This is a genomic window from Halomonas sp. GXIMD04776 (assembly GCF_049808615.1).
GTDB lineage: Bacteria > Pseudomonadota > Gammaproteobacteria > Pseudomonadales > Halomonadaceae > Modicisalibacter.
The window spans coordinates 1-11,419 of sequence record NZ_JBNCAN010000043.1 but is presented as its reverse complement, the minus strand read 5'-3'; the positions used below and the strand labels follow the sequence as shown (position 1 = coordinate 11,419).

Here is an 11,419-nt window from a genome sequence, read left to right as displayed (position 1 = left end):
CTAACCCGATCGAGTCATCCTTCGCCACGGTCCGTCTGCGCAGCAAGCGGAGCCGGAACTGCGGCTCTCGGGCGACGACCCTGTCGATGGTATTCAAGTTGCTTCAGAGCGCCCAAAAATGCTGGAGACGTATCAAGCACTTCCAGAAGCTGGAACTGGTCGTCAGCAACGTCAAGTTCCAGGACGGAGAGCAGATAACCGATCAATCAGACAGGAATGCGGCCTGACCGTCATCCACCAGATTTGAGTGCGCCAGGCAAAGCCTGGACATCCGGGAAACCGAGAAGGTGGAAAGGATGTCGTGAAACCCAGTGGGTGAAAGTCCCACCCGGCCAAGGCTAGCCACCAGCCGGCAGCGAGTGTTGCGTGGTGTCGGGTAACCGCCGCTGCGAAGCGTACACAGCGAGTGGATAGGCCGTGTGATAGAGCCCCGAAATTGTGGTAGTGGCAGTCGCCGACAGTTTTCAAATGCTGGAAGGCAACACGACCCTGCCGTATGGCTTGGCAGGGAAGGGCCGCCGGGGTCGAAGAGCAGGGCATGTCCATACAGGGGTTTCCCAGGAACCTGGGAGGCCCGTCCTTCTCCTCTGAACGACAAAGGTACAGGCATGGGGCTGCCTGCGGCGAAAGCTCCCGGTCCGGTGCTGTCGTGCCTGACGGTACCGGAAGCAAACAACAGGCACTCAGGGGGTACGGCCAGGCGACCATAAGGAGCCAGCCGGATGGAAGGGCGGGAGTCGGAGTCGCTCATAGTACCGAAGAAGGCGGGGAACCTACTCGACGGGACCCGCTGGAGGGAAGGGGCGGCCAATCATCAGAACTGCACGAGGGCAACATGACAGGTGCACAGGAACCTGAGGTCATGTCCACGAAACAAGTGCGGATAGCAGCGCTGGCAGAGCGCTTCCCGCAGCGTGCCTTCACGTCACTGGCGCATCATATCGACGCCCAGTGGCTGAGGACGGCCTACCTGATGACGCGCCGTGACGGCGCCGTCGGGATCGACGGCCAGACGGCGGACGACTTCGCGCGCGACTTCGAGGCTAACGTCCAGCGTCTGCTGGAAGCGGCCAAGAGCGGTCGCTACCGGGCGCCGCCGGTGCGGCGCGTCAATATTCCCAAGGGAGACGGGCGCTCCACACGGCCGATTGGCATTCCTACCTTCGAAGACAAGGTCCTGCAACGTGCCGTGGTGGCCCTGCTGGAGCCGCTCTATGAGCATGACTTTCACGAGTGCTCGTATGGTTTCCGGCCGGGGCGCTCGGCGCATCAGGCCATCGGAACGGTGAGGAATGGCCTGATGTCGATGGGCGGAGGCTGGGTCATTGATCTGGACATCAAAGCCTTCTTCGACACGATCGACCACCAGCACCTGCGTGCGTTTCTGCAGCAACGAGTGAAGGACGGCGTGATTCTCCGCCTGATCGGCAAGTGGCTCAAGGCCGGGGTATTGGACGCCGGGCAATGGCAGAAGGGCGAGATAGGCAGCCCACAAGGGGGTGTGATTTCCCCCTTGCTGGCGAATGTCTACCTCCACTACGTGCTGGATGAGTGGTTTGAGCAAGACGTCAAACCACGCCTGCGCGGACGAGCATTCTCGGTGCGCTTCGCCGATGATGCCGTGCTCGCCTTCAGCAACGAAGCTGATGCCCGCAAGGTGCTGGAGGTACTGGCCAAGCGCTTTGCGCGCTTCGGCCTTACCCTGCACCCGACCAAGACTCGGCTGGTACGGTTTCGGCCACATCGCGAGCTACGGGCCGAGACCTTCGACTTCCTGGGCTTTACCTATTACTGGGGGAAGTCCCTGCGTGGACGCTGGATCATCAAGCAGAAAACGGCCAAGGACCGGTTCAAGCGAGGCCTGAAGCGAATTTCGCTGTGGTGCCGAGCCAACCGCCACCTGCCCCTGCGTGATCAGCACCGCCAACTCTGTCGAAAGGTTATGGGGCACTATGCGTACTACGGGATAACCCACAACATCGAGTCTCTGCAACGCTTCCAATACAGGGTTCAGACAACCTGGATCAAGTGGCTCAGGAGGCGATCGCAGAGAGGATGGTTCCCGTGGGAGAAGGCAAGGCAACTGTTGCTGACACTCCCGTTACCGCGAGCGAGAATCGTGCACCGAGCGTCCTTCGTGTGAACCTGACGGTTGAGGAGCCGAGTGCGTCAATCGCGCACGCTCGGATCTGTGGGGGGCCGGAACGAGCAATCGTCCGGTCTACCCGACCAATAACTCGGACCTTCGGTGTCGTGGTCGCTTGTTTATGCAGCTTGATGTCCATGAACCTGCTCCCGGATGAATTGCTGAAGAAGCTCCCTGGCGGCTAGCAGAGGATAACTTCTATAGGCGATTCGATCATCCGGGACCCTACAACTAGAGGATAATGTAACCTCTTTGCTCTGTCTGAAATCTCCTATGATTACCCATGCGCTGATCGGGAATGCCACATACCCCTAAATGTGCGTTCGCTACCAGCTTTTGCCTTATCTGTTCAGCTCTTTGACCTTCCCCCCGGTTTAGGTCCGCTCACAATGTGACATGGTTGTAGTGGGTCCTCCATTGCGTGATTTCGTGCCGTGCATCCGCCAGGCTCAGGAACCAGTGTTGGTTGAGGCAGCCGTCCCGGAACTTGCCGTTGAGGCTTTCTATGAACGCATTCTGCGTCGGCTTGCCCGGCTGGATGAAGGCCAGCGTCACCTTCCGCTCGCGCGCCCAGAAGAACATTGCCTTGCTGGTCAGCTCCGGCCCGTTATCGCAAACAATCGAGGCTGATAGAGAGCGCTGCTGAGCAATCTCGTCCAGGAATCGGGCCAAGCGACGCCCGGAAATGAACGTATCTGCCAGTTGCCCGACACACTCTCGGTTGAAGTCGTCCACGATGTTCAGCACGCGAAACCGACGCCCCGAGGCCAACTGATCCGACACGAAGACCATTGACCAGCGCTGGTTGGGGCGGTCCGGCAGTGGCATCGGTGTCCTCGGCCGGATCAGTCGCTTGCGCCGTCGGGTCCGGACCTGGAGGCCATGCTCGCAGTACAGCCGGTAGGTACGCTTGCGATTGATCACCAGACCCTCCTGACGCAACAGTGCATGCAGCAGTAAGTAGCCATAGCGGGGATAGCTCGTCGCCAAGGCTTGCAGGCGCCTCGCTGGCTGAGCCAGCCGCCCGTCACCAGAGGCTGTACCGCCCGCCGCTTCGCTTCGGGCGTCACCACTTTCCCGAGACGATCTCCTTGAGCGCGGCATTGACGAGGGCGCTTTCCGCCAACAGCTTCTTGAGCCGGGCGTTCTCGGCTTCCAACTCGCGGAGGCGCTTGGCCTCCGAAACCTCCATGCCGCTGTACTTGGCCTTCCAGCGGTAAAGGGTCTGCTCGGTCACGCCGTTTTGGCGGGCCAGCTCGGCGATTGAGACGCCGCGCTCGTTGGCCTTGAGAATACTGATGATCTGCTCTTCGGTATGGCGATTACGCTTCATCGCGAGATCTCCTGCTATCAGAGTAAACGTAGCGGAAATCTCACATTGCCGATGGACCGGTTTCTGGGGAGAAGGTCACCTAGGTTGCGTAGGCAACAGGCACGATGAATACAGGTAAGACCGGCATATTGAAAACTTGGCAAACGCAGAGGCAGCCAATGCCGAAGTGCTGATAAGGACGGTATGCGCGAATGTCTCATCAAGGCCAGAAGCCTCAGGCTTCAACATCAGGCCGGATATATGAAAGCCAATCTGTCCCTTTCTTCAGCCTGAGGCCTTGCAATCCGGGAGGAGACCATACACGTTTATTGGTTGAATCCAAGCTTTAACGATGAGCGATTAGCTGCCGGCTTCGAGTCACACTGCTGCCACTCATGTCTGGCGATCCCGTAGTTCGCTGGCTGAATAACCGAACCGTCTGCGAAACGCGCGGCTGAACTGCGCCTGCTCCGAGAACCCCCAGCGGTAGGCCACTTCACCGATATTGATTCCCACGGGTAGCGATTCGAGTTCGCGGTGTGCGGCTTCCAGCCGCTGGGCGCGAACCCATTCACCGACCGTATACCCCGATCCTGAAAATAGCTTGTGCAAGTAGCGCAGGGAAATACCGCAGAAATGGGCGATGCGAGTGGGCGACAGATCAGGGTCGCCCAGGTTGGCCGAGATATAGCGCTCAATTCGCATGAGGTGCGCAGTCTTCATATGTGACTGTTCGCTATTCAGCACACGCTCGTCCTGCTCTAGCACCATCGACAGCATGCTCAGGGCCTGCTCGAACAAGCGACTCTGATCCTCCACGCTGCAATCATTTACATGCTGCGAGCAGATCTTCAGGAATTCGACGAAGGCACAGCCGATGCCCTCCTGGGCGGATAAGCAGTGCTGCGAATAGCGTTCCGGACGCCGAATGCGGGACTTCATCGGACCCTCGGGCACCTTGAACACCCACATGTCGTTTGGCGTTGTATAGCCGAACTGATAGGGCGCATCGCCCTGTTCGACGATGAAGTGGCCCGGGGGGCAATTCAAGCTTCTTCCATGCTGGGAAAAAAACACCTTTGCCTTTAACGGTATCGTCACCAGAAACGAGGCTTGGCTATCCTCAGCAATTTGCGAACGCGACCGGGAGTATTCAGCCCTGTCAGATATGAGTCGCGATAGAGAGAAGTCACTTCCCTCTGCCCTCCAGAGTCTCAGCGTCCCCTGGAAGGCGTCTTCCTTGTGGCCGCCGTAATTGAGCGTCAATGGAAAGTAAGTGTCGGAAATGACCTGAGTCCAGCGATCCTGCGAGTATGAGATTAGCCTTGTGTCGGGCCTTGTGCCTCCACCGGCCCTTATCGGCCTGGCAACTCCTGGCAACTCAGCGGCTCCTGGCATTGTCATCGTTGTTTTCATGCCATTCCTCTCTGTCTGTTCACGTGCCATGTATGAGCGTGTCGCAACGAAGGCGAGACTCCGGAGGCTCGGCCCGATCTGATCCAGCCAGGATCCTACGAAGTCTCGCCGTTCACGTTAGCGATCGCAATATCACGTCCAATAACTGGATGAGCGCTTGGCCAGCGAGTCACGATACTGTCGAGTGGACTTCTCCAGCAGCTCGCCGGTGCCCCAGTCCAGCACCACGCCGTAGCGACGAATCACATCCAGGACATTCAGCTCGCCATCTCGATACTGCTTGGCAACGTCCTCGGGTGGTGTCTGCAGCCACTCCCGCCGATTTGTCCGGATCCACTCGCGAGCCCTGACGGTTCGCTCTGCGTCGATCGAATAGTCATCGATATCAGGATCGTTAACCTGGATCACCACGCCATAGTCACACTCGGCGCGCTCGACGGATACATAGCCATCGATCACATCCTCCAGCACCGCTTGTGCATCGCGCTCCAGCGGGTCACCGAAGCCACCGCCACCCGCCGAGGGACGCGTGAAGGTATCTCCGGAGCGTACCGTCACGTTCGAAAAGGTGGCCCCCAAGTACTTCTCATCCGGCATTCCCTTATTGATCCACACCCCGTGGGGCACGGAGGGCAGGCCACCATTCACCCCCCAGGTCACCGAACGGCCGCGGTCACAGCAGTAACTCATCACCGTCTTGTCGACCTGAGTAAGCTTGCCCCCCTTCTCGACACCGCAGCCGCCACGAAAGCGGCCTGGCCCGGCCGAGTCCATGCTGATCTCGTGGCACATTGTCAGCACGGGATTCAGCCTCTCCTGCCCCTCCACCGGCTGAACGGCTAGCCCGGTGCCGAATACCGGCGAAGTGGCCGACGAGCCGTCCTTGGTCTGACGCCCGCCCCAGCCGCCGGCCATCCAGTCGTACCACATAAAGTAGTCGCCGCTGCCGGTACGCCCATCATTACCGCCGATCAACAGGTACTCCAGGTTGAAGGCACAGGCCATGGCACGCTCCGGCATGACCCCGCTCCACAGCTCGAAGATACCGTTCATGACCTTCTCGTAGGGACCGGAGCAGAAGCCGGTGACCGCATGGGGCCAGCCCGCGTTCACCACGCTGCCTTCTTCACCGATATTGGCCGTCACCGCACGATAGAAACCGGAGTTGAGCGGAACATCGGGGAAGAAGGTCTTAGTACCCGCGTAGATGGCGGAGTGGGTCGTGCCATAGCTGGAGTTGAGAAAGGTGGAAACCGCAGGCGCCGACCCCGACAGGTCATAGTGAATGCCGCTGCCATCCAGCGTCAGCTTAATGCGAATCGGCACCATCCCCTCGCCCAGCGCAGGGTCGGCATCGATATAGTCGACCGTCTCCCACTCGCCCTTGGGCATTCCCGCCAGGCTCTTGAGTACGACCCGCTCGACATAGTCCTGGGTCTCCTGCATGGCAGCCACCACGGTGGCCTTGGAGTACTTGTCGACCAGGCGGAGAACCTCACGCTCACAGACCGCCGTGGCCTCTGCCTGGGCCTGCAGGTCTCCCAGGGCCTGAGCCGGAGCGCGGGTGTTGGAGACCAGCAGCTGAGCGACATCGTGCAGGAAGACGCCTTCCCGCCAGACGCGTACCGGCGTGATGCGAAGCCCCTCGCTGAAGTGGGTACTGGCGTTGACGTCGAAAGAGCCCGGCACACTACCGCCGATATCCGCCCAGTGCCCCTTGTTCTGGGCAAAGCCGATGATTTCCCCTTCGGAAAAGATCGGGCGAATGAAGCTGACGTCGTTGAGGTGCGTGCCGCCACGATAGGGGTCGTTGATGGCAAAGACATCACCGGGGTGAATATCGCCTGCAAACTCCTCGAGTACCGCCTTACACTGAAAGTGCAGGGTGCCGACGTGTACCGCGATGTCGCCGCTGCCCTGCATGACCGTGTTGCCCTGGGCATCGCACAACGCGGAGGAGAAGTCACGCGAGTAGATGACGAAGGAGTAGCAGGTGCGCAGAATCTGCTCGCTCATCAGGTCGACGCTGGTGGCGAAGGCGTTCTTGAGGACTTCGAAGGTGACCGGATCGAGAGCGTTATCCTTATTGGTATGTGCCATGATCATGCCTCCTCTTCCGGCTGAATCAGTTGAATGCGAATATTCTTCCACTCATCGATCGACGCCACCGTATCGGGCGGTACCACGGTGGTGGAGTCCAGCTGGTCGATGATCGCTGGACCGGAAAACTCGAACCCTACCGGCAGGGTTGTCCGGTCGTAGACCGGCGTCTGGTGCCACTGCCCCTCGAAGTAGACCTCACGATGCGCATGAGGCTCTGCCTGAGCACCAGGCTGCCGCTCGCTGCGCGGAAATTCCGGCTTGGGCGTCTTGCCCACGGCACGCAGGTGAAGCTGGTAGATCTCGACGGGGAGCGCATTCTGGCGGAAGGAAAACTGCCGCTCATGCTCCTGGTGGAACATCTCGATAGTACCCTCGAGTGACGCATCGCTACTGCCCATCGCCACCTGCAGAGAGCGCCACTGCCCCTGATAACGCATGGAGATGCCACGCTGCAGGACCACATCGGCATCAGCGACGCCCTCGTGGCGCAGCCGGTCCACCGCTTCATCTTCCAGTGACCGGAAATGGCGATTGAGATCTTCCAGATCGGCACTATCCGCCGCCGCGGTGTACATCATCGAGAGGTCGTGCTGGATATCAACCAGCAGACACCCCATCGCCGAGGTCACCCCGGGGTTGGGGGGCACAATCACCGCCGGGATACCCAGCTCCTTGGCCACCTCCGCACCGTGCAGGGCGCCGGCACCGCCAAAGGCGATCAGGGCGAAATCCCGCGGGTCCAAGCCACGGCGGATCGACACCAGCCGCACCGCATCGGCCATGTTGGCATTCGCCACCTTGATGATCGCCTGTGCCGCCTCTGCCGTATCCAGCGATAGCGGCTGGCCGATACGCTCTTCGATGACCTGGATCGCCTTTTCCCGGTTCAGTTCGAGTGCGCCGCCCGCAAGGACGGTGCCCAGACGGTTCAGCGCCAGGTTAGCATCCGTATTGGTAGGCTCCGAGCCGCCGCGCTCGTAGCAGGCCGGGCCGGGGTCGGCACCCGCGGACTGAGGGCCATTGCGCAGGGCACCGGCGATATCAATATGTGCCAAGGAGCCGCCTCCGGCACCGACGGTTAGCACCTCGATGCTCGGGAACACGATGGGGTGGCCATACTCCACTCCCCATTGCTTGGTCACGCGCAACTCACCGTCATGGATCAGCGAGATATCTGTGGAAGTGCCCCCCATATCAAGCCCGACAGCATTCTGATAACCGCACTGCTCGGCGATATGCTTGGCGGCGATCGCGCCCGCGGCGATACCGGATGCTGCCAGACGGACCGGGAAGTGCTTCGCCATGGCCGGGGTCATCGAGCCACCACCAGAGTGCAGCAGCAGCAGGTCGTTGTCGTAGCCACCCGCACTCAACTCATCATCGAGCTGCTTGACGTAGTCCGACACCAGTGGACCCAGCACCGTATTCGCCACTGCGGTATTGAAGCGGTCATGTTCGAATATCTCGGGCAGGATATCCGATGACGTGGAGACGCTGGCCTCGGGAACTTCCTCCTCGAGGATCTCTCTCATGCGCCTCTCGTTCTGGGCGTTGGCATAGGAGTTGATAAAGCACACCGCCACCGTGGTGGCGCCACGCCGCTTGAGCTTGCGAGCCAGGATGCGGGCCTCTTCTTCATCCAGCGGAGTCACCACCTCACCGGCGTAGTCGACGCGCTCGGTTACCTCGAAACGATCGCGACGGCGAATGTAGGGTCCACTCACGTCCTCGTAGGCATCCCAGAGGTTGTCCTTGGTGCCGTCGCGAATCTCGATCACATCGCGAAAGCCCTTGGTGGTGACCAGTGCTGCCCTGGGGAAGCGGCGGGTAATCAGCGCATTAGTGGCAACGGTGGTGCCATGGAAGAACAGGTCCACGTCCGATAGATCGATATCGCCACGCCGTATCCCATCGATCACGGCCTGCTTGGGGTTGCTTGGCGTAGAGGGAACCTTGGTGACGCGGAATTCCTGAGTATCTTCGTGATAGATACAGACGTCGGTAAAGGTTCCGCCGGCATCGACGGCGACTCTTAATTTAGACATAAAAACTCCTACGTTGTTATATTCGAGATCGCAAAAAACATGATCAATATATCTCTTATTTCTAACTACTTCTAAAATCAATTTACGAATAGCAGCGACATAGAAACTTCTATAAAAAGCTCCTTTCAGCTAAAATTGATATCTATATTTTTAAAATATCATTTCTGGCTAGCTTTCAACTCAAGAGCTTCCTGAACTTTATATAAAACCATATTAGAGAGCGCAGCGCTTTTGTTATTACCTCCTTCATGTCTTAGGAACGGACAATACACACAATAGGCAGTGTGAACAGAAAGCGTTTGGCGCATGATGCACTGTCGCTTGGCATCACGTGCACTGCCAGCCTCTTCCTGCATTTGATAGTGTGCTGCAGCGGGCGCTGTACCCCATGGCTTGTCGACTGCATTCATTTCTAGCCGGCCGGCAGCGCCTCTCGCAGGAAGAGCCCCGCTCCCATATCGGGCGGCCAGAAGCGGTTTGCCGGGGGCTTCCCTCATCCGGATCGGTAACTACGTGTTTGGTCCCGTGAAGTAATGGTTCGGGTCGTCATAAACTTCTCGGGCTCTTTCTGCCATTGCTCAAGGATAAATCCTATCGGTGTTTTGCCCTTGAGCGCGCCTGGGTGCCTACCCGCGAGGCCTGCTGGGCGAAATCGAACGACGCAACAGTTGCCGTTCCTCTGCGTACATCTTCTTGAGCCGGCGGTTCTCGTCCTCCAGCTCCTTCATTGAGACCGCCGTGTTTCCCATCGCCTTTTACAGTGCCTTTCAAAACCTTGAAAGCAACCTCAGCCATGCCTAGATTTTCGGTATGGCTAAAAAGATCGTATCCGATGAACTCTGGTCCATTGTCGAGCCGCTGCTGCCACCGCCGAAGCCCAAGCCGCGTGGTGGGCGGCCGCCCGTCTCCAACCGCGACGCCCTGACAGGCATCCTGTTTGTTCTGCGCTCAGGCATCCCTTGGGAGATGCTGCCGCAGGAGATGGGCTGCGGCTCAGGCGTCACCTGTTGGCGCCGCCTGCGCGATTGGCAGGAGGCCGGTGTCTGGGAGCGTCTGCACCAGACGTTACTGGAACATCTTCACCATGCCGATCAGCTCGACTGGGAGCGGGCCTGTATGGATAGCGCATCCGTACCGGCAAAAAAGAGGGCTCGGCCATCGGCCCCAACCCGACGGACCGGGGCAGACCGGGCACCAAGCGCCACCTGCTGACGGATCGCAAGGGCGTTCCCTTGGCCGTCCTGCTGTCGGGTGCCAACATGCATGACAGCGTCCCTTTAGCAGCCTTGCTCGATAGCGTGCAGCCAGTGTCATCGGGCCGACCAGGGCGGCCTCGTTGTCGCCCTCGAAAGCTTCATGCAGACAAGGCTTACGATCATCGGCGCTGCCGCCGGTCATGTCGGGCTCGTGGTATCCAGCCTCGTATCGCTCGTCGGGGCGTGGAAGACGGGCAACGACTCGGGCGCCACCGCTGGGTTGTCGAGCGAACTTTTGCCTGGTTGGGGCGGATGAGGCGATTAGCGATACGCTATGAGCGCCGCACCGATATTCACTATGCCTTCACGCTACTGGGGTGTTCGCTGGTCTGTTTGAACAAACTTCAAGGCCGGTTTTGAAAGGCACACTTAACGCCATTTGAGCAGCATTGATGGCTTTGACTGGCTATCGCGTTCCGCTCAATGCAGGGAACCTGAACCAAGCCCCCTACTCGGACCCTGATAGGCTATCCGCACGCCAGTTCCCAATCGCTTACACGGGCTCTCATGGCACAGCGTCCGGTAGAGGTCTCCTGACGTCGGTTCAACCTGTTCGCCATCTTGCAGCATGCTCAGCAATCGTGATGGTAGGTAGCCTCGGTGAAAGATTCCTAAACTCAGCGGGTTGATGTTACGCGACCTGGGCCGCGAGCGCGGGGTCATAGCCACTGCCGTGGCGCGTGATCGCCCATTCGAGTCGTGCTGTCCTGTTGGCCAGGGCAACAACCGCAACTTGGTAGGCTTGCGCGTAGCCAACAGCCTGATCCACTGGCTCAGGTTGTCATTGTGTTGCCCCACATGGCAGAAAACTGCTCTGGCACCATGCACCAGTAACTTGTAACTTGCGCAGGTAGCTGTCGCCGCGCTTGCTGATACCCAGCAGGCGGTCTCGACACCGGTACTGTGCTGGGTGTCAGGCTCAGTGAGGCGGCAAAGTTCCGGCCACGGCGGAACGCCTGGCCACCGCCAGTGCACTGGCGGTCAGCGGTCCAATGCCCCGTAGCGTCATCAAGCGCTTCGCCACGAGCTATGGTGATTTCTGGTGTATGAGAGAAGGTAGGAAGGGTGGCGTATCCTGTTGATTGATCACGACCAAGATCTCAATCAACACGAGTGGATACGCCATGACCGATTCTACCCT

At 59.3% G+C, this 11,419-nt stretch carries 4 protein-coding genes and 4 pseudogenes; 3 read left to right on the top strand and 5 right to left on the bottom strand.

The genetic code is table 11. From position 1 onward, the window contains the following. Nucleotides 1–227 (top strand): annotated as a pseudogene (locus ACPF7Z_RS19105) (IS256 family transposase); the annotation flags it as partial. 635 nt (nucleotides 228–862) lie between these two features. Next, complete coding sequence (gene ltrA / locus ACPF7Z_RS19100) at nucleotides 863–2,143, top strand: group II intron reverse transcriptase/maturase (RefSeq protein ID WP_023006382.1); 1,281 nt, start codon at nucleotides 863–865, stop codon at nucleotides 2,141–2,143. A 387-nt stretch (nucleotides 2,144–2,530) separates the two neighbouring features. On the opposite strand, the pseudogene ACPF7Z_RS19095 reads toward ltrA, so the two are convergent. From ACPF7Z_RS19095 to ACPF7Z_RS19080, 4 genes and pseudogenes are all read right to left on the bottom strand, one after another. Further along, nucleotides 2,531–3,479: pseudogene (locus ACPF7Z_RS19095) on the bottom strand (IS3 family transposase). 372 nt (nucleotides 3,480–3,851) lie between these two features. After that, on the bottom strand, nucleotides 3,852–4,856 hold the full coding sequence (locus tag ACPF7Z_RS19090; protein WP_425194829.1) for an AraC family transcriptional regulator: 1,005 nt from the start codon (nucleotides 4,854–4,856) through the stop codon (nucleotides 3,852–3,854). Nucleotides 4,857–5,006: 150 nt separating this feature from the next. Next, complete coding sequence (locus tag ACPF7Z_RS19085) at nucleotides 5,007–6,974, bottom strand: hydantoinase B/oxoprolinase family protein (protein WP_425194828.1); 1,968 nt, start codon at nucleotides 6,972–6,974, stop codon at nucleotides 5,007–5,009. A 2-nt stretch (nucleotides 6,975–6,976) separates the two neighbouring features. After that, nucleotides 6,977–9,022 (bottom strand): hydantoinase/oxoprolinase family protein, encoded by a 2,046-nt coding sequence (locus ACPF7Z_RS19080; RefSeq protein ID WP_425194827.1) that lies wholly within the window; start codon nucleotides 9,020–9,022, stop codon nucleotides 6,977–6,979. A gap of 810 nt (nucleotides 9,023–9,832) precedes the next feature. Between ACPF7Z_RS19080 and ACPF7Z_RS19075 the strand changes: the two are divergent. Then, nucleotides 9,833–10,554 (top strand): annotated as a pseudogene (locus tag ACPF7Z_RS19075) (IS5 family transposase); the annotation flags it as partial. Nucleotides 10,555–10,648: 94 nt separating this feature from the next. Here ACPF7Z_RS19075 and ACPF7Z_RS19070 read toward each other — a convergent pair. Further along, nucleotides 10,649–10,730 (bottom strand): annotated as a pseudogene (locus ACPF7Z_RS19070) (L-serine ammonia-lyase, iron-sulfur-dependent, subunit alpha); the annotation flags it as partial. Between the last annotated feature and the right edge of the window lie 689 nt (nucleotides 10,731–11,419).